The 25,249-nt window shown below is 69.7% G+C and carries 21 protein-coding genes; 7 read left to right on the forward strand and 14 right to left on the reverse strand.

What is annotated here, in order from left to right; genetic code table 11:
• Nucleotides 1-2 precede the first annotated feature (2 nt).
• Nucleotides 3-1,166 carry an acyl-CoA dehydrogenase family protein gene (locus ACWIBS_RS07695; protein ID WP_376130004.1) on the reverse strand — a complete coding sequence of 388 codons (1,164 nt, stop codon included), beginning with the start codon at nucleotides 1,164-1,166 and terminating at the stop codon, nucleotides 3-5.
• A 160-nt stretch (nucleotides 1,167-1,326) separates the two neighbouring features.
• Nucleotides 1,327-2,559: a D-alanyl-D-alanine carboxypeptidase family protein gene (locus tag ACWIBS_RS07700; protein WP_376130007.1), complete on the reverse strand. Its 1,233-nt coding sequence runs from the start codon at nucleotides 2,557-2,559 to the stop codon at nucleotides 1,327-1,329.
• Between the two features lie 121 nt (nucleotides 2,560-2,680).
• Here ACWIBS_RS07700 and ACWIBS_RS07705 point away from each other — a divergent pair, with 121 nt between their 5' ends.
• Both ACWIBS_RS07705 and ACWIBS_RS07710 read left to right on the forward strand, forming a co-directional pair.
• Complete coding sequence (locus ACWIBS_RS07705; RefSeq protein ID WP_376130010.1) at nucleotides 2,681-3,748, forward strand: Rv2578c family radical SAM protein; 1,068 nt, start codon at nucleotides 2,681-2,683, stop codon at nucleotides 3,746-3,748.
• Between the two features lie 48 nt (nucleotides 3,749-3,796).
• Nucleotides 3,797-5,059 carry a glycosyltransferase gene (locus ACWIBS_RS07710; protein ID WP_376130013.1) on the forward strand — a complete coding sequence of 421 codons (1,263 nt, stop codon included), beginning with the start codon at nucleotides 3,797-3,799 and terminating at the stop codon, nucleotides 5,057-5,059.
• Between the two features lie 40 nt (nucleotides 5,060-5,099).
• Here the strand turns inward: ACWIBS_RS07710 and ACWIBS_RS07715 are convergent, their stop codons facing one another.
• The 4 genes from ACWIBS_RS07715 to ACWIBS_RS07730 all read right to left on the reverse strand — a co-directional run bounded on the left by ACWIBS_RS07715 (nucleotide 5,100) and on the right by ACWIBS_RS07730 (nucleotide 13,154).
• Nucleotides 5,100-7,196 (reverse strand): DEAD/DEAH box helicase, encoded by a 2,097-nt coding sequence (locus tag ACWIBS_RS07715; protein WP_454136745.1) that lies wholly within the window; start codon nucleotides 7,194-7,196, stop codon nucleotides 5,100-5,102.
• A gap of 1,170 nt (nucleotides 7,197-8,366) precedes the next feature.
• Entirely contained in the window at nucleotides 8,367-11,756 is a 3,390-nt protein-coding gene (locus tag ACWIBS_RS07720; protein WP_376130019.1) for an efflux RND transporter permease subunit, read from the reverse strand.
• A gap of 136 nt (nucleotides 11,757-11,892) precedes the next feature.
• On the reverse strand, nucleotides 11,893-12,879 hold the full coding sequence (locus ACWIBS_RS07725; RefSeq protein ID WP_376130022.1) for a DNA topoisomerase IB: 987 nt from the start codon (nucleotides 12,877-12,879) through the stop codon (nucleotides 11,893-11,895).
• A gap of 5 nt (nucleotides 12,880-12,884) precedes the next feature.
• The gene (locus ACWIBS_RS07730) at nucleotides 12,885-13,154 is read right to left on the reverse strand and encodes a DUF7218 family protein (protein WP_376130025.1); all 270 of its coding nucleotides are present in this window, start codon (nucleotides 13,152-13,154) and stop codon (nucleotides 12,885-12,887) included.
• Nucleotides 13,155-13,359: 205 nt separating this feature from the next.
• On the opposite strand from ACWIBS_RS07730, the gene ACWIBS_RS07735 reads away from it, so the two are divergent.
• Entirely contained in the window at nucleotides 13,360-13,524 is a 165-nt protein-coding gene (locus tag ACWIBS_RS07735; RefSeq protein ID WP_179520274.1) for a hypothetical protein, read from the forward strand.
• 85 nt (nucleotides 13,525-13,609) lie between these two features.
• Here the strand turns inward: ACWIBS_RS07735 and ACWIBS_RS07740 are convergent, their stop codons facing one another.
• The gene (locus ACWIBS_RS07740) at nucleotides 13,610-14,374 is read right to left on the reverse strand and encodes a MerR family transcriptional regulator (RefSeq protein ID WP_376130028.1); all 765 of its coding nucleotides are present in this window, start codon (nucleotides 14,372-14,374) and stop codon (nucleotides 13,610-13,612) included.
• 148 nt (nucleotides 14,375-14,522) lie between these two features.
• On the opposite strand from ACWIBS_RS07740, the gene ACWIBS_RS07745 reads away from it, so the two are divergent.
• Entirely contained in the window at nucleotides 14,523-15,380 is an 858-nt protein-coding gene (locus ACWIBS_RS07745; protein WP_376130031.1) for a DUF4097 family beta strand repeat-containing protein, read from the forward strand.
• Entirely contained in the window at nucleotides 15,380-15,994 is a 615-nt protein-coding gene (locus ACWIBS_RS07750) for a PadR family transcriptional regulator (protein ID WP_376130034.1), read from the forward strand. Before ACWIBS_RS07745 ends, ACWIBS_RS07750 begins: the two co-directional genes overlap by 1 nt.
• Before the next feature lie 88 nt (nucleotides 15,995-16,082).
• On the opposite strand, the gene ACWIBS_RS07755 is transcribed toward ACWIBS_RS07750, so the two are convergent.
• Entirely contained in the window at nucleotides 16,083-16,619 is a 537-nt protein-coding gene (locus ACWIBS_RS07755) for a universal stress protein (protein WP_376130654.1), read from the reverse strand.
• A gap of 157 nt (nucleotides 16,620-16,776) precedes the next feature.
• On the opposite strand from ACWIBS_RS07755, the gene ACWIBS_RS07760 reads away from it, so the two are divergent.
• Nucleotides 16,777-16,971, forward strand: a complete 195-nt coding sequence (locus tag ACWIBS_RS07760; RefSeq protein WP_376130657.1) for a DUF3073 domain-containing protein — start codon at nucleotides 16,777-16,779, stop codon at nucleotides 16,969-16,971.
• Nucleotides 16,972-17,078: 107 nt separating this feature from the next.
• On the opposite strand, the gene ACWIBS_RS07765 is transcribed toward ACWIBS_RS07760, so the two are convergent.
• The 4 genes from ACWIBS_RS07765 to purM are packed head-to-tail and all read right to left on the reverse strand — an operon-like array spanning nucleotide 17,079 to nucleotide 22,007.
• Nucleotides 17,079-18,212 carry an MFS transporter gene (locus tag ACWIBS_RS07765; RefSeq protein WP_376130660.1) on the reverse strand — a complete coding sequence of 378 codons (1,134 nt, stop codon included), beginning with the start codon at nucleotides 18,210-18,212 and terminating at the stop codon, nucleotides 17,079-17,081.
• 34 nt (nucleotides 18,213-18,246) lie between these two features.
• On the reverse strand, nucleotides 18,247-19,410 hold the full coding sequence (locus tag ACWIBS_RS07770; RefSeq protein WP_376130663.1) for an acyl-CoA dehydrogenase family protein: 1,164 nt from the start codon (nucleotides 19,408-19,410) through the stop codon (nucleotides 18,247-18,249).
• A 2-nt stretch (nucleotides 19,411-19,412) separates the two neighbouring features.
• On the reverse strand, nucleotides 19,413-20,873 hold the full coding sequence (gene purF / locus ACWIBS_RS07775; protein ID WP_376130666.1) for an amidophosphoribosyltransferase: 1,461 nt from the start codon (nucleotides 20,871-20,873) through the stop codon (nucleotides 19,413-19,415).
• 9 nt (nucleotides 20,874-20,882) lie between these two features.
• A complete protein-coding gene (purM, locus tag ACWIBS_RS07780) occupies nucleotides 20,883-22,007 on the reverse strand; it encodes a phosphoribosylformylglycinamidine cyclo-ligase (RefSeq protein ID WP_376130669.1) in 1,125 nt (374 codons plus the stop codon).
• Between the two features lie 74 nt (nucleotides 22,008-22,081).
• Between purM and ACWIBS_RS07785 the strand changes: the two genes are divergently transcribed.
• The gene (locus ACWIBS_RS07785; RefSeq protein ID WP_376130671.1) at nucleotides 22,082-22,684 is read left to right on the forward strand and encodes a zinc-binding alcohol dehydrogenase; all 603 of its coding nucleotides are present in this window, start codon (nucleotides 22,082-22,084) and stop codon (nucleotides 22,682-22,684) included.
• Between the two features lies 1 nt (nucleotide 22,685).
• Here ACWIBS_RS07785 and ACWIBS_RS07790 read toward each other — a convergent pair whose 3' ends face one another.
• Nucleotides 22,686-23,048 (reverse strand): potassium transporter Trk, encoded by a 363-nt coding sequence (locus tag ACWIBS_RS07790; RefSeq protein WP_376130674.1) that lies wholly within the window; start codon nucleotides 23,046-23,048, stop codon nucleotides 22,686-22,688.
• A gap of 74 nt (nucleotides 23,049-23,122) precedes the next feature.
• On the reverse strand, nucleotides 23,123-25,249 hold a 2,127-nt coding region (locus ACWIBS_RS07795), incomplete at its 5' end, for an HtaA domain-containing protein (RefSeq protein WP_454136752.1).

Below are 25,249 nucleotides of genomic sequence, written 5' to 3' on the forward strand. Positions count from 1 at the left end.
GGTCAGCGCTTGCCGACGATCTGCCGGCTGACGAGGTCGCGCATGATCTCGTTCGTGCCGCCGTAGATGCGGTGCACGCGGGCGTCGAGGTAGGCGCGGGCGATCGGGTACTCGGTGATGTAGCCGTAGCCGCCGTGCAGCTGCACACCGGCGTCGAGCAGTTCCGCCTCGCGGTCGGTGGTCCAGAACTTGACCTTCGCGGCCTCTTCGGCCGTGAGCTTCTCGTCTTTGTAGAGCAGCATCGCCCGGTCGACATAGGCCCACATCACGTCGACCGTCGTGGCCATGTCGGCGAGCGTGAAGCGGGTGTTCTGGAAGTCGGCGATGCGCTCGCCGAACGCCTCACGGCTGAGCGTGTAGTCGCGCGTCCACGCGAACGCCGCCTCACCGGCCGCTGCGGCGGCCACGCCGATCGAGAGGCGCTCGAGGGGCAGGTTCATCATGAGCTGGATGAAGCCGAGGCCTTCCTTGCCCCCGATGAGGTTCTCTTCGGGAACGAACACATCCACGAACGACATCTCGGCGGTGTCCCACCCGTGGAAGCCCATCTTCTCGAGCTTGCGGCTGTGGTCGAAGCCCTCCATGCCGTCCTCGAGGATCAGCAGGCTGAACGCGTCGGGGCGGTTGCCCTCGCCCGTCTTGACGAAGGTCACGACCATGTCGGCCGTCTTGCCCGACGAGATGAACGTCTTCGCACCGTTGACGAGGTAGCCGCCGTCGACCTTCTTCGCGGTGGTCTTGATGCCGCGCAGGTCCGAACCGGCACCGGGCTCGGTCATCGCCAGCGCGCCGAGGATCTCACCGGTGGCCATTCCGGGGAGCCACTTCTCCTTCTGCGCCTGAGTGCCCATGTGCACGATGTACGGCACGGCCAGGTCGTCCTGGATGCCGAACGCGCCCGCGAGCGAACCCTGACCCGCGCCGATCGTCTCCTCGAGCACGATCGAGCGGAAGCGGTAGTCCTGAAGCATCCCCGCTCCGCCGAACTCCTCGGGAACGGACAGTCCGATGATGCCCGCCTCGCCGGCCGCCAGCATGGTCGCGCGGTCGATCTCGCCGTCGGCTTCCCACTGCTTGCGCTTCTCTTCGGTCGCGTACCGCTTGACGAACTCCTTCACGACGTCGCGGAAGGCTTCGTGGTCCTCGTCGTAGATGTCGCGTTCCATGAGCTGCGTCCTTTCGTGAGCCAAAAAAGGCGGGCCTGGTAGGCCTCGTCGCCGCAGGCGAGTCTAGCCGCGGCATCCGTCGTCAAGCCATCGTTGTGACATCGCATCCCACGTTTCGCGGTACTCGGTACCTCGTTTTGTCGGATGCCTCCACCCGGCGTCAGTGCTGGTGGTCGTAGTGCGGCGCGGGCGGGAGTCCGAAGAACTCCTCGAGCGTGCGCCAGCCGCCCTCGTGGTATTCGCGGGCCAGCTCCACGCCGATGTAACGCAGATGCCACGGCTCGGACAGGTACCCGGTGACGTCGGTGCCGCCCTCTTCGTAGCGCACGACCCAGCCGTACTGCCACGCGTTCGCGGCGATCCACTCCCCCTGGGTCGTCGAGGCGAGATCGTCGATCGTGCCGCACGTCTCGGCGCACGGCACGACGTCGGCCGCCAGGCCCGACTGGTGCTCGCTGTATCCCGGACGCGCGCTCACGAGATCGGCCTGGTCCCCACCGCGCACGCGCGCGTGGTGCTCATAGGTCGCGATCTGCGTCGCGTACGAGCGGTAGGCGCTGGCGACGCCGATCTCTCCCGCCCCGCCCGCGATCGACGCGGCGGCCATGTGCGTCATCGCTTCGGCGGCTTCGGCACGCAGTTCGCCCCCGCCGAGGTCTCGCATGCCGGCGGGCACGGCAAGGCTTTCGGGGGCGTAGTCGATCGGCACGAACGGTCGCGCCTTGTCGACGACGAGCCACGTGCGTGCGGGGTCGTCGAGACGGATGCAGGGAGCCAGACCCGACGCGACAGCGTCACGGAACACCGTCGCGCCGCCCGCCGCGGTGATCGCCGCGGCCTCGTCTCCGGCCGCGATCGCGGCGAGCACGGCGGGTTCGCCGCACGGGTCGGGGACATCACGCACGATGACGGAGGTCTCATCCGGAGCGAACGCCTCGGCCGTGAGCGGCAGCGCCCCGAGGCCGGGCAGGGCCTGGATGCGCACTTCACCGAGCGTGTCCGCGACGGCCTCGTCGGCGACGATCGCCACCGGCGCCGGAGCGAGCGCGACGGTAACCGCCGACGCCGAGCCCACGACGATGAGGCTGGCGACCGTGAGAGCCGCGCTGACCGAGGCCTGCACGGCGTGGCTCATCCGCGCGTGACGGATCGGCGCACGGCGGCGGCGGCCGGGGAGCAGGGGCGCCGGGCGCGCCGCGACAGGGGGCAGCGGAGGCAGCGAGGCCTTGAAGATCGGCGGGGTCTGCGACGACGCGGATGCTGCATCGCGAGCTTCGCGCAGCGCTCGACGCGTGAGCGGGATCCCGTCGGAGAGCCGCCCGGGCGCGGCGGCGCCATCGCCTGCCGCGTGCGCGGCGCGATGCATCAGGGGGGACTGTTCGGAATCGGGCACCGCCTCCTATTCTCCCCCGCCGAGGGGCCTCGGGGCCAGTCGTCGCGCGAGTCGGCGCGGCACTTCGAATCTTCGCGCGTGGTCGCTTGACATAGTTTCGTAGTTCTGTTCCCATAGGTGCATGCGATGGCAAGGGCAGGAACTGGGCGTACCGGATGCCGCGGCCCTGCCGGGTCTCGAGCAGCTCAACGGGCTCGTCCGATCCGTGAGGACACCCGAGTTCGCCGACATGACCTTCCACGAGGTCTTGTGCAAAAGCGCCCTCAACCACGTTCCGGGCTCTTCGGCGATGCCGTTCGACTGGACGATCAACCCTTACCGGGGCTGCAGTCACGCATGCAGCTACTGCTTCGCGCGGGGCACCCACGAGTATCTCGACCTCGACGCGGGGCGCGACTTCGACTCGCAGATCGTCGTCAAGGTCAACGTCGCCGACGTGCTGCGGCGAGAGCTCGCGCGCGGCTCGTGGAACCGAGAGCACGTCGCTCTCGGCACCAACACCGACCCGTATCAGCGCGCGGAGGGCAGGTACCGACTCATGCCCGGGATCATCTCGGCGCTGACGGACTCGGGCACGCCGTTCTCGGTGCTCACGAAGGGAACGCTGCTGCGCCGTGATCTGCCGCTGCTGGCCGAGGCCGCAGCATCCGTCGACGTGTCGATCTCGATGTCGATCGCCGTCTTCGACGACACCCTGCAGCGCAGCGTCGAGCCCGGCACACCGTCGGCGACGGCGCGGCTCGAGACCGTGCGCGCCGCGACCGCCGCGGGGTTCCGCGTCACCGTCTTCCTCATGCCGATCCTGCCCCACCTGACCGACTCGGTGGCGGCGATCGACGATGCTCTGCAACGCATCAAGGATGCCGGTGCCGTACGTGTCGTCTTCGGCGCGCTGCACCTGCGGCCCGGCGCCAAGCAGTGGTATTTCCGCTGGCTCGAGCGCGAGCATCCGCATCTCGTGTCGGCGTATCGCGGGTTGTATCCAGGGGCATCGACGACCGCGCCGAAGGCCTATCGAGCGTGGCTCGCCAAGCGCGTGCGTCCCCTCATGCGCGTGCACGGCCTTGACGGACACGACGAAGAAGCCACGCCACGCAGGTCCGCGCCGTCGGCGGCGGCCACACGGTCACGAGTCGTCACGACGACCCGTGGCCGCGCGGCCGAAGCCGCCCCGGCGATGCTCTTCTGAGTCTGTACGAACCGTCCGGCACGCGCGACAATGGTCGCGGAAGACCCGATGGCGCGAATACTGCTCTCGGCCGCCCCCTTCACGGGGCACGTCGCTCCGATGTGCTCTGTCGCGCACGCGCTCTCTGCACGGGGCCACGACGTGCGGGTCTACACCGGTCCCGCCTTCGCCGACCAGGTGGCGGCAACCGGTGCGCGTCTGCTGCCGTGGCGGAAAGCGCCTGACTTCGACGAGAACGATCTGCAGAGCACATTCCCCCGCCTGATCGGAAAGAAGCGCCTCAGCCAGGTCTTCATCAACATCACCGATGTGTTCATCGGCACGGCGCCCGAGCAGGTCGACGACCTCCAGGCGGAGTGGGACCGCGAGCCGTGGGACGCGATGGCGGGCGACGACGTATCGGTCGGCGCTGTGTTGTTCGCCGAACGGAGCGGTGTGCCGTGGGCGACCGTATCGGTGCTGCCGCTCAACATGGCGGCTCCGTCCGGACCGCCGAGCGGACTCGGCCTTGCACCGGGCCGCACGGCCATCGTGCGCACGCGAGACTCGGTACTGCGCGCCGCGGTGCCCCTGCTGTCGCTGCCCTTGCGCCGCCCGCTCGCGCGCGCTCGCGAACGCGTCGGGCTGGCTCCGTCGCGACGCACTTTCGATCGTGTCGTGTTCTCACCACGACTCGTGGTCGCCAGCGGCGCCCCGCTGCTCGACTTCGCACGCACGGATCGACCCGCGCACGTCCACTTCGTCGGGCGCCTCACGGCGCTTTCGCAGGGCGAAGTACCCGCCTGGTGGGGTGACCTGGACGCACGACGCGTCGTGCACGTGTCGCAAGGCACCCAGAACATCGACCCCGCCGATCTCATTCGCCCGGCGGTCGAGGCCCTCGCCGACCGCGACGTGCTCGTCGTCGTCTCGACCGGGATCCGGGATCGTGTCGAGCTGCCCTTCCCCGTGCCGCCGAACGTGCGCGTCGCCGGAGTCCTTCCGTATTCGGCGCTGCTTCCGCGCCTGGAGGCCATGATCACCAACGGCGGGTGGGGCGGCACCCTCGCCGCACTCTCGCACGGCGTCCCGCTCGTGATCGCGGGCGGCGATCTCGACAAGCCCGAGATCGCCGCGCGCGTGGCGTGGTCGGGATCCGGCGTGAACCTGCGGACCGGAACCCCGTCGGCGGCGAAGGTCGCCGACGGCTACGACCGTGTCATGGACGACCCGGCGTTCCAGGATGCCGCCGGCCGAGTCGCGCAGCAGCTCAACAGCCTCGGCGGCGCCCCGCGCGCTGCGGAGCTGCTCGAGACGCTCTTCGCGTCCTGATCGCCGTCACGCTGCGACCGTTCGACGGCGACGTCGTCGCCTACTCGGGAACCGCCTGCCGGCCGGAGATCTCCTCGAGAAGATCGTCGCCCAGGCGCACCTCGTCGAAGGGCGCCTCGATCTCGGCCCGATCGAGCAGTTCGGTCATACGACGGCGGCGCTGACGGGTGATGAGCGTCACGACGTTGCCGGCACGACCCGCGCGGCCGGTACGGCCCGAGCGGTGCAGGTACGTCTTGTACTCGTCCGGCGGATCGGCCTGCACCACGAGATCGATGTCATCGACGTGGATGCCGCGTGCGGCGACGTCGGTCGCGACGAGCACGTTGACGCGGCCCGACGTGAGCCGGTGGAGATTGCGCGTGCGCTTGGCCTGGTTGAGGTCGCCGTGCAGCGCGACGGCGTTGATGCCCGCATCGTCGAACTGCTCGGCCAGCATCTCGGCGTACGCACGCGTGCGCGCGAACACGAGCGTCTTGCCCTCGCGGTCGACGAGCGACGTGAGGATCTCGGCCTTGTCGCGGTGGTCGATGAGGAGCACGCGGTGGTCGATCGTCGAGGACTCCTGGTCTTCTCCGGCGACCTCGTGAACGGCGGGCTCGACGAGGAACTCGTCGACGAGCGCCGCGACTTCGCGGTCGAGGGTCGCCGAGTACAGCAGCTTCTGGCTGCCCTCGGCGGTGTGGCGCAGGATCCGCTGCACGGGCTCGAGGAACCCGAGCTCGCACATGTGATCGGCCTCGTCGAGCACGGCGATCGAGATGTCGGACAGATCGAGCTTGCCCTGCTGGACGAGGTCCTCGATGCGACCGGGGGTGCCGATCACGATGTCGACGCCCTTGCGGAGCGCACCGACCTGACGCGCCTGCGGCACGCCGCCGTAGATCTGCGTCGTGAACAGGCCCACGCTGCGGGCGATCGGCTGGATCGTGCGGTCGAGCTGCAGTGCGAGCTCGCGCGTCGGGGCGAGGATGAGTGCCCTCGGCGCACGGGCGAACTCACGACGCTTGCCGGCCTGGCTGCGCAGCACGCTCTCGACCAGCGGCGCCCCGAAGGCGATCGTCTTGCCCGAGCCCGTGCGTCCGCGCGCGAGCACGTCGCGACCCTCGAGAACGGCGGGGATCGTGGCGGCCTGGATCGGGAAGGGGCGCGCGGCGCCCAGTTCGGCGAGGACGCGGACGATGTTCTCGCCGAGTCCGAGGTCGCCGAACGTCAGATCGGCGACGTCGCCGGCCTGCAGTGCCTCGGCCTGCAGACGCTCGTGCACGACATCGACCCGCTGCTCGTCGCGCGCGGGCTTGGCCGTCCAGTCCGAGCGACCGGGGCGGTTGTCCGTGCCACGGCGAGGGCGGTCGTCGCGACGGTCGGCGCGAGGCGCGGGGCGACCCGCGTCACGGCCGCCGAAGCTGCGGTCGGACGAACGCGTCCGGTCCTGCGATCGGTACGGTGCTCGGTCGTTCGACTCACGGCGCGGGCCGCGGTCATCCCGGTCGAACCGAGGACGCTCGCCCGACTCACGGCGCGGGCCGCGGTCATCCCGGTCGAACCGAGGACGCTCGCCCGACTCCCGGCGCGGGCCGCGGTCATCCCGGTCGAACCGAGGACGCTCCTCGCGGCGGTACGACGGGCGCGCGTCGCCGTGCGTGCGGCGTTCGGTGCGGTCGACCCGGTCGGCGTACGGCGGGCGACCGCGGTCGCGGTCACCGGCGGGGCGCTCGGTACGTGCCGCGGGGCGGCCGGTGCCGCGAGCATCGCGGTCGTTGCGGTCGAACGAGCGCGATCCGCCCTGCGGCGAGTAGGTGGGCCGGTCCGAGCGGGCTCGCTCGTCGCGCCGCGGCCGGTCCTCGTCGAAGCGGGGACGATCGCTGCGCGCGTGCGTGCGGATGCCGCGAGCCTCGTCGCGGCCCGCCTTCTCCTGCGCCGACCAGCGGCGCTTCGGTTCGGCCGCGTCGGTCTCGGCGGGACGATATCCGCGGTGGTGGGGGCTCTTGCTGCCGGGCTTGTTCGCGCTGGCACGGCCGGGAGCGGCGGCATCCGGTCGGCGCTTGCGATCCTGGTACGACCCCTTCTTCTCGCCATAGCGCGGCTCGAAGTTCTTGGCGGGGCGACCGCCGGCGGGCTTCTTGTTTTTGGGCATGATGATGTCCTTGTGGGTTTTCTCGCACGAAACAGCGCCCGCGCAGCGCGCGGGCGTACCCGGACATCCGTCGGCCGGGGGCCATTCTCAGTGATGGTCATGTGCGTCGATCGACGCTCACCATCGGCCCCTTTGGACTCACAAACCCATCCGCGCGTGCGATGAACACGGCGCGGCGTCCTGAAGCCGACTTGTCAACATTACCGGTCATCGGCTGAAAGATCACTGTTCACCGAACGCCTCTTACACCCATTACCCTATGAAAGGTCGGTGACTTGCCGTCAGCTGGGGAGAACTTAAGCCACCGGCATGCTCCGCGCACGAGCCGGGCCTGGGGGAGGTCGGGTGTACACGTGCGAGGCGTTGCCGCTACCCACGGTAACTTCATGACCTATCTGCTCTCGGAGACACCCCGACCTGTCGCCCTGGCCGCCATCGGGATGTCGGGGGCCCCTTCGAAGCGACCCGCTCTGCGCGTCTCGGGGTCGCACCGCCTCGGCACACTCGCGACCGGCGCACTCGTGCTGGGGGTCGCCGTGGCGATCCTCACGACGAGCGACCCGTACTGGTGGCACCTGCACTACTCACAGCTCGGCACGTTCCAGGACTTCTCAGCGCGCGCCTTCAACGCGACCGTGATCGTGTCGGGCCTGCTCCTCACGGTGTACGGCATCGTGATCGGCGTCGACCTGCCCGAGCGGATCTCGCAGCGCCGGGCGATGTGGATCCGCTGCTCGATCTCGTCAGCCGGCGCGCACATGATGATGGTCGGGCTGATCCCGATCCCGGTCAGTTCGATCCTGCACGACATCGCCGCGACGGGGCTCGCCCTGTCGTTCCTCTCGTTCGTCGCGTCGGGCCTGCGCTGCCGCGCGCTGTCGAACGCATTCCGCCGCTTCGCCGTGGTCGGGGTGATCCTGCTCGCAACGGGCATGGTCGTGCTGGCCGCCGGTCTCATCACGCTCGCGTTCTACGAATCGCTCGCCTTCTCGACGATGGGCGTCTGGCTGCTGGGCCTTCCGCGTGCGATCTGCGCGCAGGACGACGAGACCGCGGATGCCGCATCCCCCGCGCTCACCCCCCGCTCGTCGCCGCGCGAGAACATCCTGACGACCTACCCCGCGCCGATCCGCGCCGTTCGTCCGTCGAAGCCGTCGACGCGCGAGCGCATCAGTCCTCGCGCGCCGGCCGTTCCTCAGCTGCGTCGCCGGTCGTCGTGGCGTCGTCCGTCGGGTCACCCGCGGAACCTGGCTCGTGCTCGGGCTCGGGCACGTCTGCGGCTGCGGGCTGCTGTTCGTGCCCGCTCTCGGGCTCGAGCTCACGCGCGGGAGACGTAGCGTCGGACTCGCGAGACGACGACGCGTCGGCAGGCTCAGCGACCGCGATGGCTGAGACTCCCCCCGCGGCGGCGGCCTCCTGCAGGCGACGCTCGCGACGCGTCGCGGGTGCGTCGGCGGTCGATGCGCCGACGACGACAGGCTCGCCGCGTCGCGCACGGCGGCGCTCCTTCGCGCCCTCGACGAGGTTGTAGAGGGTCGGCAGCACGAGCAGCGTCAGCACGGTGGACGAGATCAGGCCGCCGATCACGACGATCGCGAGCGGCTGCGAGATGAACCCGCCCTGACCGGTGATCCCCAGGGCCAGCGGCGTCAGCGCGAAGATCGTCGCGAGCGCGGTCATCAGGATCGGACGCAGGCGTCGCGAGCTTCCGGCGACGGTGGCGTCGCGCGCGGTCAGCCCCTTCTCGCGGTACTGGTTGACGAGGTCCACGAGCACGATCGCGTTGGTCACGACGATGCCGATCAGCATCAGAACGCCGATCAGGGATGCCACACCCAGCGGCACGCCCGTCACGATCTGCAGCAGGATCGCGCCCGTCGCCGCGAACGGCACCGAGACGAGCAGCAGGATCGGCTGTCGCAGCGACTTGAAGGTGGCCACCATGACGATGTAGACGATGAGGATCGCCGCGAGCAGAGCCAGACCCAGCTGCGAGAAGGCATCCGCCTGCTGCGAGACCACGCCTCCCAGCGACGCGTCGGCCGATGCCGGCAGGTCGGCGTCGGCCAGCGCGGTCGTGACGGTGGCCGACGCCGCCGTCAGATCATCGGTCGACGGCGTGACGGTCACCGTCGAGGTGCGCTGGCCGCGCTGCGTCGTGATCGAGGTCGGGCCCTCGCTCTCCTGGACGGTCGCGACCTCGGACAGGGGAACCGGCCCGACCGCGGTCGGCACCTCGAGGGCGCGCAGCTCGTCGAGAGTCGCGGGGGTCTGCGAGGCGGCGAGGAAGACCGTCAGGGACGTGTCGTCGATCTCGACCGAGCCGACCTGCTGCGGACGCATCGTGTTGGACACCAGAGCGCCCACGGCGACCTCGGACAGGCCGAGCGATGCCGCGGCGTCTCGATCGACCGAGACGGCGATGTAGGGCAGCGAGGCGGAGAGGTTGCTCGTCACCTGACCGAGGCCCTCACCTCCGGCGAGCGCAGCGACGACGGCATCCGTGGCCTCTTGCAGCGTCGAGCTGTCCGGTGCCGTGACGTCGATGGCGATGTCGCTCGACCCGAAGCCCCCGCCACTCGCGGCGATCGTGATCTCACCCGCATCCTCGAGATCGGCGATGGCATCCTGGACGTCTTCGCGCAGGAGCACCTGGTCCACGCCGGGGTTCGTCGTGATCGAGTAGGTCACGCCGGTGCCGCCGCCGGCGAAGGCGTCACGCAGCGCGGAGCCGCTCGACCCGATCGACACCTGCACCGTCTCGATGCCCTCGATGTCCGCGAGCACGGCCTCCACCTGCTCGGCTGCCGCAGACTCCGCCTCGAGCGATGCCGCCGGCCCGATGCTCTGCGTCATCGTGAAGGTGTTCTGGCCGGAGTCCCCGAGGAAGTTCGTCTTCATGAACGGCGCTGCGGCGGCCGTGCCGCCGAGCACGAGGACAGCCAGCAGAAGCGTCGTCCACGAGTGCTTCAGGGTCCAGTTCAGGACCGGCAGGTACGACTTCTGCAGTCGGCTCGGCGGGGCGGCGGGGTCTTCGGGGTCGATCGCCCGGCCCGCGGCATCCAGGATCTGCGTGCCCGGACGCAGGAACCAGTAGGCGAGCACCGGCACGATCGTGAGCGCGACGAAGAGCGAGGCGAGCATGGCGATCGTGGTGGTGAGCGCGAACGGCCGGAACAGTTCGCCGGTGACGTCATCGACGAACGCGATCGGCAGGAAGACGGCCACCGACGTGACCGTCGAGGCGGTGATCGCCGCGGCGACCTCACGCACACCGATCAGGATCGAGCGCTTCTTGTCGGCGTCACCGACGTAGTGCCGCTTGATGTTCTCGATCACCACGATCGAGTCGTCCACGACGCGTCCGATCGCGATCGTGAGCGCACCGAGCGTGAGGATGTTGAGCGAGTAGCCGAGCGCCTGGATGCCGACGAACGTGATGAGCACGCTCGTGGGGATGGAGATCGCCGTCACGAGCGTCGAACGCACCGACATCAGGAAGACGAGGATCACCAGCACGGCGAAGACGAGGCCGAGCAGGCCCTCCTTCGCGAGCGCGTCGATCGACTCCTGGATGTAGGGCGCCTGGTCGAAGACGACCGTGAACTCGGCCCCTTCCAGGTCGTTCTCGAGTGCGGGGAGCACCGCGAGCACACCCGTGCTCACGTCGACCGTGTTGGCGGCGGGCAGCTTGGTCACCGCGATCGTGAGCGCCGGCTCGCCGTCGACGCGCGACACCGACGTGACGGGGTCCTGGTCCTGCACGACCGAAGCGACATCGCCGATCGTGCGCTGACCGGCGGCGAATTGGTCGGCCGAAGAGGGCACGAGCGGCAGCGCGGCGATCTGCTCGACGGAGTCGATCTTGGTGCCGGTCTGCACCGTGAGCGTCTGCCCGGCCTCGGTGACATCGCCGCCAGGGAACAGCACGCCGTTCTGGTCGAGGGCGTCGGTGATCGCCTGCTGCGTGTAGCCGGCGGCGGCGAGCGCAGCTTGGTCGGGAGTGATCGTGACGCGCTGGCCGATCCCGCCGACGATCTCGGCGGCATTGACGCCGTCGACGTCCTCGAGCTCGGGGATGACGATGGACTCCAAGCGCGCCTGGATCGTCTCGGCGTCGTCGTAGCCCGTCACGGCGAGCTGGATGACGGGGAAGTCGTCGATGCTCGCGGAGATGACGTTGGGCTCGACGCCGTCGGGCAGCTGACCCTGTACGCGGTTGATCGCCTGAGCGATCTTCTGTTCGGCCGTGGCGAGGTTCGTGCCGTACGAGAACGACGCCTGGATGATCGACGCGTTCGTCGTGCTCGTCGCCGTCGTCGTCTCGAGGCCGGGAACCCCCTGGATCGCCGCTTCGATGGGGGTGGAGACGTCGTTGTTGACGACCTCGGGCGACGCGCCGGGGTAGGCCGAGACGACGATGAGCGCCGGGAACTCGATCGACGGGATGAGCTCCTGCTTGAGGCTCGTCAGCGCGAGCCCGCCGAAGATCGCGGCGACGATCGTGATGAGCGCGATGAGCGCGCGGTTCTTCAAGCTCAGGACGGCGAGGTTCGACACGGGGGCCCTTGCGTGATCGTGAAGGATGCCGCGGCGCGATACTCGCGCTGCGAGAGCCGGCGCTGCGGATACGAGAACGTATCCGGCTCAGTATCCCACGGCGTTTCTGAGCCTCCGCCGACAGCGCGGATCGCTGTCACCGCGCCCGGCGCCGGGCGGCGCGGACGACGAGATCGCGGATCGCCGACTCGGGCGTGATGCCGAGGTCGAGCAGCTCTCCGCGCCCGTACGCCGAGAAGACCCGGGGATCGATGTAGCTCCCCCGGGCGACGGCGGGTGTGTTTCCCAGCGCGGCGGCCGTCGCGTCGACGGCGAGCTTCTCGGCCTGCTTGCGCTCTCGGGCCGTCGCCGCCGGCCCGATCCGCGCGAGCGCCTCGGCGGCGAGGATCGTGCCGCGGAGCGTCCGGAAGTCCTTCGCCGTGAAGCGCCCGCCCGTGAGGGCGCGCACATGGTCGTTGACGTCACCCGGGCGGAGCGCGACGCGCCTCCTGCCGTGCCGGTAGGCGAGCAGGGCCGCACCCGGCCGCCCTTCGACGAGCAGGGGCATCACGACGGCGAGGTCGTCATCGGCGATCTCGAGGAGCGCCCGCTTGCCGCTCTTGCCGGGGAACGAGAGCGTCACGACGGATTCCTCGACGACGGCGTGGCGTCGCTGCAGGGTCGTCAGCCCCCGGCTGCCGTGACGGTCGAGGTACCGGGTCGAGCCGACGCGCGGTGCCGCCGTGTCGAGCAGTCGGAACGCGACGGCCAGGACGCGCTCGCGGTCCAGCTCGTCGGCGCGCAGCGCCACCGTGACGCGCCGCCTCGCGCTCGGCAGCGCGGCCGCGAGCGCGAGCGCACGGGCGAACTTCCCGCGGTCGCGTCGAACCCGCCACGCGGAGTGATAGACGTACTGGCGCCGGCCCGCGGCATCCGTCCCCACCGCCTGGATGTGGCCGAACGGCTCCGCGGAGATCCAGACGTCCTGCCAGGCCGGCGGGATGACGAGCTGCGAGATGCGCTCGCGGTCGGCGCCGGTCGCCGCCCGCCCGTCCGCCTGCACGTAGCTGAAGCCGGAACCGGAGCGCACGCGACGCAGTCCGGGGTCCTCGTCGGGACGCACCCGGATGAGTCGATCCGCCACCGCCGTCAGTGGTTGCGGAGCATCGAGATGAGCTCCGCCTTGCGCTTGCCCGAATACCCGGTGATGCCCAGCTCCTTCGCGCGCTTGCGAAGCTCGTCGACCGTCCAGTCCTCGTAGTCGCCGGCCTTGCCCCCGCGCCGGGCGACTTCCTTCGCGCCGTCGCGGGCCGCGGCGTTGGAGATGCGGGCGGCCTTCTCCTTCGAGGCTCCGTCGTCGCGCAGCTCTTCGTAGAGCTCGGGCTTCTTCAGACTATTCGATCCGCGTCCTCGGGGCATGGCTCCTCCTTCGTCGTGCCTCGAACGGTACGCGGACGCCGTGGGCGGGCGCAGGGGCTTGACACCCGTGCGCCGCGACCCCACTAGCACCATAAGAATCCGGGGTGCAACCCCTGTCGACGTTCGCGACGGGAGTGCCATGGTAGAGACGTGCTCAAGCACGCGGTGCGATCAGATCGTGCCGTTCAGAGAAGGAGGACTCTCCATGAACATCGCGCTGATCATCATCATCGTGGTCGCGATCGTGCTCGCCATCGTGGGCGGACTCGGTGAAGCCCTGAGCTGGCTGCTGTGGGTCGCCCTGATCGTCGGAGTCATCGCGCTCATCGCCCTGTTGTTCCGGCTCATCAGCGGCAGCCGCCGCACATAAGTTCGCGTCGCGCTGTCGGGGCAGCGACGCTGAGAGAACGGATGCCGCAGACCGGTCTGGTCTGCGGCATCCGTCGTCTCTCGGCTCAGAGATTCGCGTCCGCGTACACGCGCAGCGCATCGCGCACGAATTCGGCGCCGGCCGACCCGCCGGCATCCGTCGCGTAGTTCGCGCCGAATCGCGGGTCGGCGACGTACATCTCGCCGAGGCCGAGCACGTAGCCCCGGATCGTGTCGCGAGCCGTCGGTGCGCCGGGCACGGACCTCAGCCACTGGACGTGGCGCTCCGCGAGCGCCTGCGCCTCGTCGCTGTCGGGCGCTGCACCGCTGTGCGCGGCCGCTATCCAGTCGCGGTTGAGGTCGGAGACGCGTCGCATCCACGCGGCCTTCGCCGCGTCGTCCTGCGCTCGCCACCAGGCATCGCCCGCCGCGTAAGCATCCGCGCCCCAGCGCTGTTCGACTTCGTCCTTGTACTTCGTGTGGTCGAAGCCGTCGAACATCTTCTCTGCCATGAGTTGTTCACCCCCTCTCAATGCCGTCACGGTCGATACGACCGACGCGATCTGTCGCGCCAGCCGCTCCTGCTCCTGCCGAAGCCAGGCGAGATGGCTCTTGAGAGCCGCCTCCTCGGAGCCCTCGCGCTGCAGGATCTGGGCGATCTGGGACAGCCCGAGCCCGAGGTCGCGCAGCAGCAGAATGCGCTGCAGTCGCACGAGGGCGCTCTCGTCGTAGTGGCGATAGCCGTTCGATGCGATGCGCGAGGGCGCGAGCAGCCCCCGCTGGTCGTAGTGACGCAGCGTGCGGCTCGTCGTGCCGGCGAGCTTGGCGATCTGCTGGATCGACCACTCCATGGGCTCTCCTGTCTTCGTGTGACCCACGCTAAAGGTTGACGTAACGTCAAGGTCAAGTGGATGTTCCCTGAATTTCCTCGGCATGACGCGATATATCGTGTTACTGTCGCGGCACGCGATATATCGCGAGATGAAACCTGGAGGAAGCATGGACTACGAGAAGTGGGTCGTCCACCCCGGCGAGACGCGCGTCATCGACATCGAGACGGTGCGCGCACTCAAGATCGGACTCGTCGGCGGCCAGATCGACGTCGTCGCGCACGACGAGCCCGGTGTCCGCATCGAGGTGCACAGCGTCACGGTCAAGGATCTGCGGATCGACGTGACCGACGGCACCGTCGAGATCGACCATCCGCAGCTGCGCTGGGACAACTTCCTCGAAGTGTTCCGCAACTTCGGCGACGGCGGCCCGAAGGCCGAGATCAGCGTCGCCGTGCCCCGCTCGATCGCGCTGACCCTCGGGGTCGTGTCGGCGAGCGCCCTCGTCACCGGACTCGACAGCGATGCGCGACTGAACACCGTCTCCGGCGACATCATCGTCGACGGGTTGACCGGCGACGTGACGGTCAACGCCGTCTCGGGCGATGTGCAGCTGCGCGGCCTCGACGGGTCGTTGTCGGCGAACAGCGTCTCGGGCGACGTCGCCGTGACGGGCGCGCTGCGCAAGGTGACGATCGACACCGTCTCGGGGGCCGTCTTCGTCGACCCCGATGGCGCGATCCACACCGTCAACCTGAACACCATCTCGGGCAACGCGACCATCCGGCTCGACGACGGCCTCGCCGCGAACTACGTCGTGCGCAGCGTCAGCGGACGCGTGCAGATCGACGGCACGGTGCGCTCCGGCCAGAAGACGGGTCCCGCGACGAACTTTACCGGTTCGACCGGCGAGCTCAGCGGCACGTTCGTCGACATCCGCGCCAACTCCGTCTCGGGCGACCTGACGGTGCTGCGGCGGGTGGGCGTGCAGACGGATGCCGCCGGCGCCGACGAGGAGGAGTGGTGATGAGCCCCGTCTTCTCGCACGGCGACCTGCGCCTGTACCTGCTCAACCTGCTCGATGAGGGCCCGCGCCACGGCTACGACATCATGCAGGCGCTGTCCGACCGCACGGGCGGCACCTACACCCCGAGTGCGGGCACGGTGTATCCGCGCCTGGCGAAGCTCGAGGAGGAGGGGCTCGTCACGAAGTCCGTCGACGGCCGCAAGACCGTCTACGAGATCACCCCGGCCGGCCGCGCCGAGGTCGCCGCTCGCGCCGACGACCTGCAGGGCATCGAAGAGGGCCTCGCCGACAGCGTGCGCCTCATCGCCGACGAAGTGCGCGGCAGTGTGCGCGAAGCGATGAAGAGCCTGCGTGCCGACCTCGCGGCGGCGAGCAAGCAGGAGCGCCAGAAGGCGGAGTCTGCACCCCCCGCGCCGTCGGATGACGTGCGCAGTCGCAGCCGCGAGCAGCTGCACCGCGCCGACGCGCTCGTGAGCGCATTCCGCGGACGCGTGCGCAGCGACGTGCGCTCGCACGTCGCGCGGGGCGGTGAGCTCGCGGCATCCGTCGTCGATGAGCTCGAACGCGCCATCGACGACGCCGCTCGCACCCTCACCCGCGCCCTCGACCGCTGACCCCGTACCCAATACCGGTGAGACTGCATCGGGGCGCCGAGACTGCGGGGTTCACCCGCAGTCTCGGCCCGCCGTTGCAGTCTCGCGGTCAAGCGGGCCAGATGTCCTCGTCGTCGGGGACGGGGTCGCCCAGCGGCACGACGAGCAGGGGACGATGCTGGCGGTGCGACAGGCGCGCCGCGACCGAGCCCGTGAAGAACTCTCGGATCGACTCGCCCATGCCCCGCTTGCGGGTGCCCACGACGATGAGCTTCGCGTCGACCAGGTTGGCGAGGTGCTTGATCGCGAGGGCGGGGTCGCCCACGAGCTGCCGCACGCTCCACTGCAGCCCGGCGCCCTCGAGAACAGCGGATGCCGCGGCGCGAACGCTCTCGAGCGCACCCTCGCCCGCCGAGATGTCGATGTCGATGGGCGCGGAGTGCACGTAGCCATCGGGGTCTTCGTAGGTCACGAAGCGCGTCACGTCGACGTGCACGACGATCAGCGGAGCCCCCAGCATCCGCGCATAGCGAGCCGCTTCCCGCAGGACCCGAGGGGACTGGTCGGGGATGATCCCGGCCAGCACAGCACCTCGGAAGGCGTCGTCGCTGCTCGCGTCAGCAGGTCGGACTTCGTCGTCGGCCATACGTCCTCCGCCTCTCGGGCTGCCCGAGCAGCTCACGAACCGCCGGGGTCTTGGGCTTGCGTGTTATTCTGAATGCTACTCTTCCCGGCCGACATGCCGGATCGTGAATGCGTCGGGCCCGCGCAATGTCCGCGGCTCAGAAGTGAGGGGGTCTCGCATGGGGCGTGGCCGTCAGAAGGCGAAGCACACAAAGATCGCTCGCGAACTGAAGTCGTTCAGCCCGAGCGTGAATTATGCGGCGCTCGAGCGTGAGCTTGCTCACCCGTCCACGGACGACGAATACGTCGACAAGTGGGCCACCGAGGACGAAGACGAGGACGAAGACTCGTTCTCGTACGGCACAACGGCCTGACCCGACGGGTCACCAGGCTCCGTGCCGCTGCTCCCAGGCGTCTTCGACCGTCTGGGAGCGTGCTGCGACGACCCCCGCGGGGATCAGCGCGAGCAGCGTGACGCCGATCAGCACGAGCGGCTGCTGCACGACGCCGTCGCGTCGTGCAGCAGCCCGAACGCGAGCGGGAAGACCGCCGCGATGCCGTAGCCGATGCTCTGCACGAACCCGCTCAAGGCCACGGCGCCCTCGTGCGTGCGCGTCCGGATCCCGAGCAGCACGAGACTGAGCGGGAACAGCAGCGAGGCGACGCCGAGCAGCACGGTCCACACGGCGGGGGCGAGCGACGGCGCGACGAGCAGCCCCGCGATCCCGCCGAGGCCCGTCACGACGGCGACGGCGAACAGCGCACGCGTCGCGTGGAAGCGCACGACGAGCATGGGCACGAGCAGCGAGCACGGCATCCCGATCGAGGCGAACAGTGCGAGCATCGCGCCGGCCTCGGCCGGTGAGAGTCCCGCGATGTCGATGAGCACCTGCGGGTACCACGCGAAGAAGACGTAGGCGACGACGGCGGAGGCGGTGAACGTGACGACGAGCGCCCACACCAGCGGAAGCCGCCACAGCCGGCCGAAGACGCGCGGGTTCGCCGTCTCGATGTCGTCGGCGGCCGCACCCGCGCGCCGACTCCGCACGACGAGGATGACCCAGGGGATCATCGCGATCGCGGCGAAGACCGCCCAGACGCCGATCGACAGCCGCCAGGATGCGGCATCGGCCACCGGAACGGCGATGAGCGGCGGCGTGAACGTCGCGATCGCGAGCATCGTGGAGTACACCGACGTCACGAGGCCGATGCGGTCGGGAAAGTACTTCTTCACCAGCGGCGGCAGCAGCACGTTCCCGACGCCGACGGCGGCGAAGATGAGCGCCGTCGCGAGCAGCAGGGTCGTGGCGTCGACGGCGAAGCCGCGCAGGACGAGACCGACGGCCACGACGACCATCGCCGCCAGTCCCGTGCGCTCGAGCCCGTAACGGCGCTCGAAGAGCGGCGTGACGATGCCGAACACGGCGTAGCAGACCGGCGGCGCCGTGCCGATGAGACCGACCACGGCGGCGGGCACCGTGAAGTCCTCGCCGATCTTCGCGAGCAGGGGCGAGAGGGATGCCACGGCGGTGCGCAGCGAGAACGCGAACAGCACGATCCCGATGAGGGCGATCGCCCGACCCCGCCAGAGCGAGCGGGAGGGGGCCGATGTCACCCCGCAAGCTTAGGACGGCCCGGGCGCCCGCTCGTCACCCGCGGAACGCGGCGTGACCGGTGATGTGCTGACCCAGGATGAGCGTGTGCACTTCGTCGGTGCCCTCGTACGTGCGCACCGACTCGAGGTTGTTGGCGTGCCGCAGCGGGGAGTAGTCCAGCGTGATGCCGTTCCCGCCGAGCACCGTGCGCGCATCGCGCGCGATGTCGATCGCGATGCGCGTGTTGTTCAGCTTCGCGACCGAGATCATGTGGTGCTCGAGCTTTCCGGCATCCTTCAATCGCCCCAGTCGCAGCGCGAGCAGTTGCGCCTTCTGGATCTCCAGAGCCCAGTTCACGAGCTTCTGCTGCGTGAGCTGGAACGCCGCCAGCGGCTTGCCGAACTGCATCCGGGTCTGCGCGTACGCGAGTGCCTGGTCGAAGCTGTCCCGCGCCGCACCCACGGCGCCCCACGCGATGCCGTACCGGGCTTCGTTCAAGCACGAGAACGGGCCCTTCAGGCCGACCGCGTCCGGAAGCAGGGCCTCGGCGGGAAGGCGCACGTCATCGAACGCGACGTCGCACTGCAGCGAGGCCCGCATCGACAGCTTGCGCTCGATCGGCGTCGCGCGGTAGCCCGGGGTGTCGGTCGGCACGAGGAATCCGCGCACCCCCTCGTCGGTCTGCGCCCAGACGACGGCGACGTGCGCGATCGAGGCGAGCCCGATCCAGCGCTTGGCGCCGTTGAGCACCCAGCCGTCACCGTCGCGCCGCGCGAACGTCTGCATCGTGCCGGGGTCGGAGCCCGCGGTCGGCTCGGTCAGGGCGAAGCAGCCGAGAACCTCACCGCGCGCCATGGGCGGCAGCCACGTCGCCTTCTGCTCGGCGGAGCCGTGCTTGTGGATCGCCGACATCGCGAGCGAGCCCTGCACCGAGACGAAGGTGCGGATGCCGGAATCCCCGGCCTCGAGCTCCTGCATCGCGATTCCGTACTCGGTCGCCGAACGGCCCGCACCCCCGTAGCCGTCGAGGTGCATGCCGAGCAGGCCGAGCTCGGCCATGTCGGGAACGAGCTCGACGGGGAAGACCGCCTCGTCGTACCATCGCGCGATGTTCGGCCGGATGCGCCGGTCGACGAACTCCCGCACCCTCGCGCGCGTCTCGAGCTCGGCGGCGGTGAACTCATCGTCGAGATTCAGCAGGTCTGCGGCGGTGCCCACGGTCAGCTCTCCTGCGAGCCTTCCACCCAGGCGAGGTACTCCTCGGACACCGTGCCGGTGACGTAGCGGCCGTCGAAGCAGCTCATGTCGAGGTCGTCGACGTCGGATCCCTCGAGGATCGCGGCCTTGAGGTCCTCGACCTCCTGGAAGACCATGTAGTCCGCGCCGAGTTCTTCGGCGATCTCGGGGATCGTCCGGCCGTGGGCGACGAGTTCGTGCCGCGAGGGCATGTTGATGCCGTACACGTGCGGGTAGCGCACGGGGGGCGCCGCCGAAGCGAAGGTCACCGTCTTGGCCCCGGCATCCCGGGCCATCTGGATGATCTCCTTCGAGGTCGTGCCGCGCACGATCGAATCGTCGATCAGCAGCACGTTCTTGCCCTTGAACTCGCTCGACATCGCGTTGAGCTTCTGCCGCACGCTCTTCTTGCGGACAGCCTGACCGGGCATGATGAACGTCCGGCCGATGTAGCGGTTCTTGTAGAAACCCTCGCGGTACTCGATGCCCAGCTTGCGCGCGACCTGCATGGCGGCGGGGCGCGAGGACTCGGGGATCGGCATGACGACGTCGATGGCCTCCATCGGCGTGTGCTTGGCGATCGTGTCGGCGAGGCGGTCACCCATGCGCAGACGCGCCTCGTATACCGAGATGCCGTTCATGATCGAGTCGGGGCGCGCGAGATAGACGTATTCGAACGAGCACGGCACGAGCTGCGAGTCGCGTGCGCACTGCTGCGTGTGCAGGTTGCCGTCGAGGTCGACGAAGACCGCTTCGCCCGGGAGCACGTCGCGCACGACCTCGAAGCCGGCGTTCTCGAGCACGAGGGACTCGCTCGAGACGACCCATTCGTACGAGCCGTCGGCGGCCTGGCGCGTACCGAGGATGAGCGGGCGGATGCCGAACGGATCGCGGAACGCGAGCAGTCCATATCCCGCGATCAGAGCGATCGCCGCGTACGAGCCCTCGACGCGCTCATGCAGGCGCCGAACCGCGGCGAAGATCTGCGCGGGCTCGAGCTCGACGCCCGAGATGACGGACTGCAGCTCATTGGCGAGCACGTTGACGAGCAGCTCGGTGTCGCTCGTCGTGTTGAGATGGCGACGGTCCTTGCGGAACAGCTCTTCGGTGAGCTCGCGCGTGTTCGTCAGGTTGCCGTTGTGCACGAGCACGATGCCGTAGGGCGCGTTGACGTAGAAGGGCTGGGCCTCTTCTTCGCTTCCCGCCTGACCCTTCGTCGCGTAGCGCACGTGGCCGAGGCCGAGATTGCCCAAAAGGGCCCGCATGTCGCGCGTGCGGAACGCCTCGCGCACCTGACCGCGCTCCTTGTGCACATGGAAGGTGCCGCTGGGCTCTGCCGTGGCGATGCCGGTCGAGTCCTGACCTCGATGCTGCAGCAGAAGCAGCGCGTCGTAGATCTCCTGATTGACGGGGCCGCGCCCCATCATGCCGACGATTCCGCACATAGGGGGTCGTTACGCTCCACTGGTCTGGCTGTAGCTTCCGACGAGGCGCACCGCTCCGCCGTCGACGCCCTTGGCGCCCTGGTCGAACTCGCCCGCGGGTCGCGTGCCCGTGCGCACCGTGCCGACGGGCCACGTCGCGATCCCCTGCTGCGAGAGAGCGGATGCCGCGGCTTCGGCGACGTCGCTCGCGACGACGGCGACGAACCCGATGCCGAGGTTCCACGTGCCCTCGGTGCTCTCGAGCGACAGGCCGCCGAGGTCGGCGAGCACGCGGAAGACCGGCGACGGCGACCAGGTCGACCGGTCGACCTCGACCCACGTGCCGGGGGGCAGCACGCGTGCGAGGTTCGCGGCGATGCCGCCGCCGGTGACGTGGCTGAGCGCGTGGACGCCGTCGAACGTCTCGGTCAGGCGCAGCAGCGGCCGCGTATACAGGCGGGTGGGCTCGAGCAGGGCCTCGCCCCACGTCGTGCCGAAGTCGTCGGCGTTGTCGCCGTACTGGATGCCGGCGCGGGCCACGATGTGCCGAACGAGCGAATAGCCGTTCGCATGCAGACCGCTCGACGCGAGGGCGAGCACGACGTCGCCGTCGCGCACGTTCTCGGCGCCCAGGACACGATCGGCCTCGACGACGCCCGTCGCGGCGCCCGCGACGTCGTAGTCGTTCGGGCCGAGGAGTCCGGGATGCTCGGCGGTCTCGCCGCCGACGAGGGCGGTGCCCGTCTCGGCGCAGCCGGCCGCGATGCCGCGCACGATGTCGGCGATGCGCTCGGGCACGACCTTGCCGCACGCGATGTAGTCGGTCATGAAGAGGGGCTTTGCGCCCACCACGACGATGTCGTCGACGACCATGCCGACCAGATCGAGGCCGATCGTGTCGTGCTTGTCGATGGCCTGCGCGATCGCGACCTTCGTGCCGACGCCGTCGGTGCTCGTCGCGAGCAGGGGTTTGTCGTAGCTCTTGAGCGCAGCCGCGTCGAAGAGCCCGGCGAATCCGCCGACGCCGCCCAGAACCTCGGGCCCGTGCGTCTGCCGCACGGCGGACTTCATCAGTTCGACGGCGAGGTCGCCGGCAGCCGTATCGACACCGGCTTCGGCGTAGGGGTTCGGGGAAGAGGTGGGGGAGGACGCCACAGCACCCAGCCTACCGCGACGCGGAGCGCCCGCCTCGCGGCGGTGCGGTGGGGGGTGCGTCCTACAATGGCGGCATGGGCGGCGCGGGCACTCCGGAGTGGCTTGTCCGCGAGGATGCGGGCGAGGCGGTGCTCGTCGCGCTGTACCTGCGGCAGATGCTCGGCATCCGCTATCCCGACGAACTGCCGCCGCTGCGCGGCATCCCTCCTCGCACGAGTGAGCCGGAGGCCGCCGAACTCGACGTGCTCGAGACGCCCTGGCGGGCCTACTGGAACATGACGGTCGAGCCCCTGGCGAATCCCGCGCCCGGACCGCTCGAGCTCGTGGAGGGCTTCGGCACCCTGCTCGCCCTGCCCGATGACGCCGACGAGCTGCGCGCCGCGATCGTTCCGTACGCATCGGGCGCGCTCGCGTTCGCGCACGAGGCGCATGCGCGCTACCGCGCCGCGACGGGCAGCGGCAGCAGCTACCGCGCGTACGCGAGCGCGATCGCCGAGCACGAACGCCGGGTCGGGCGCCGGGCGCACTCGTTCGAGCTCAACGTGCAGGTGCTGCCGCTGACTCAGCGCGGAGTGTGGTGGATCGGCGCCCTGACGGTCGCCGTCACCGACGGGCTGCGCGGCGACATCGCGGCATTCGACTCGGCGATCCACCCGATCATCGCCGAGCTCGCCTGACTCAGTCTTCGCGGACCGATTCGTGGTCGATCGTCACGTCATGGATGCGCTTGCGCGACCGGCGGTCGAGGATGAGCGCGACGAGGGCTCCGAGCACGATGCCGATCGGGATGCAGCCGAGAACGAGGAACCCGAAGACCTGGCCCTGCGAGTACACGATTCCGGTGTAGCGGCTCACATCGAGCGATCCCTGGAACGCGTATGTCAGGATCAGCGCGACGACGATGCCGACCGCGGCGCCGGCCAGCAGGAAGACCGAGATCTTGGGGGCGCGGCGCACGCGCACGACCTCGCGACGATCATCGATGCGAGGAGCGGATGCCGCGTGGTCGGGCTGTTCGGGGGTCTGTGCCATGTCGGCCATTCCCCCATTGTCCCACCTCGGACGAGAACAGCGCCCTCGGAGGCCATCCGGGGGCGCTGTTCTCGCTCAGAGCGTCAGGCGGCGCGGCGACGAGCCGCGAAGATCCACACGACCGCGCCGATCACGACGACCAGGGCGATGCCGCCGATCGCCCACGGCCACACCGACGCGGCCTCTTCGGGCTCGGCGGCTTCGGGCTGCGCCGCGGCGGCGACGGGTGCGTCCTCGGTGACGGCGACGGCGGGTTCGCCGCAGTCCGCCGCGACCGGGATGACCGCCGACACGGGGTCCATCTGCTCGCCCGCCGGATACGTGCCGAAGGCGACGGAACCCGCATCGGTCAGTGTGGAGGCGAGATCTTCGAGCACGAGGGCGCCCGAAACGATCTCGAGGTCGGGCAGCGCGAACTCGACGAATCGCACGCCCTCGTCGGCGACGGCGTCGCCCGCCTGGGTCGTTCCGAGCACGTCGAACACGAGGTAGCCGACATCGCCCGCGAGCTCGATGCGCGCGTTGTCGAGCGTCGTGTCGAGCACGCCGTCGTGGCCGTAGAACCGCACGCTGCCCTCGAACGCGACGAGTCCCGTGCCTGCTTCGAGGTCGACCGTGCCGGTGCCCTCCGACCAGACGAATTCGGGGTACACGTACTCGACGCCGGTGACATCCCAGCCGCCCTTGCCGATGCCCTCGATGTAGGTGCGGAATCCCTCGCGGAAGCCCCAGTTCACGCTCGCCCCCGTCACGACGCAGCCCGCGAGGGCCTCCGCTTCGCGTGCGAGCGTGAAGCGGACTCCCCGATCGACCGACCCCTGGAAGGTCAGCGTGTGCTCCCCGTCGGCGAGGGTCGCCGGCAGCGATCCCCGCCACGTCGCGGTGCCCGCGGCATCCGCGGTCACTTCACCGAGCAGGACGGGGGTCGAGTACACGACGACGCGGATGCCGCGTTCGTTCGGCTGGAAGCCGGATGCCGAGATCTCGACCGACTCGCCGGCTTCGAGCGCGGCGCGCGTCGCATCGTCGAGCTGGATGCCCTCGGTCGCCGGCGGCGTCGCGGGAAGCTCGGTGCGCGCGCCGGCAGGAGCAGCCGCCACGGTGCCCGACGACCCGCCCGGCGCGAAGCCCGCCGCACCGACCGTGAAGGTGATCGGGTCGAGCGACGTCGAGTAGCCGTTGAGCACCCGGTTGAGCCCCGCGTTCGTGAGCGACACGGGCGCGCCGGTGAAGGTGACGGCCCCGTTCGAGGTTGTCTTGGCCGCAGCGCCGAGGTTGATGTTCGCGAAGTGCACCTGCGACCCGGCGGAGGCGACGTACAGCGCCGCGGACGTGGGAGACGTCGCCCGGATCTGCGGGTTCGCTACCGTGACGTCGAGCACGCCGGCGTGGGCCATGAACCGGACCGCTCCGAGGTACGAGACCGAGCCCGTGCCCGCTGCCGCATCGAAGGTCGCGCCCGCGGCCTGCCCGAACTGGAACAGTCCGTTCGCGCGTGTCGCGCCGCCGCTCACGGCGATGCTGCCCTTCGCGAGGGTCGTGATGTAGTTCGTGAAGCTCGACGAGAGCGCCCAGCTGAGCGATCCGGATGCCACGGGGATGCCGGGCGCCACCGGCACCACGGGTTCAGCGGGGTCGACCGGCGCCGGCGGGGTCGTGCCGGGGAAGAGCGCGGTCCACTGCGCATCGGTGATCGGCACGTCGGCGCGCGCGAAGATCGTGTCGGCATCCGGTGCCGCATGCTGCTTCCACAGGATCACCTCGTAGCGCTGGGAGCGATCGAGCTTCGCCGTCGGGGCGACGAGCGTGAAGCTCGTCTCACCGTCGGTCACGGTCGGGAACGGCAGCGCGAAGGCGACATAGCCGCCCTCGGCGTCGAGCTGAGCCTCGGTGCCCTTCTCGATGATCGCGGCGTACACGCCGGACACCGATCCGAGCTTCGACGCCTGCACGCGCACCGTCGCGCCCTTCGTCTGCGACGCCGCCGTCACCGAGACATCGACGGACGGGCCCGACGGGGTGGCGAAGGCGATCGGCGTGTAGGTCTCGAACGGGGCGTGTTTGGCCCCGGAACCCGAGTACGTGTAGATGCCATAGTTGCCCGAAACCAGGTCATCGGCCTCGGCGACCGTCAGCTCGATCTCGAACGAACCATCCGCCGCGATCACGAACCCCCCGTTGCCGGCGTTGACCGCACCACCGAAGTCGGG

It is taken from the genome of Microbacterium sp. NPDC055442 (genome assembly GCF_053644215.1).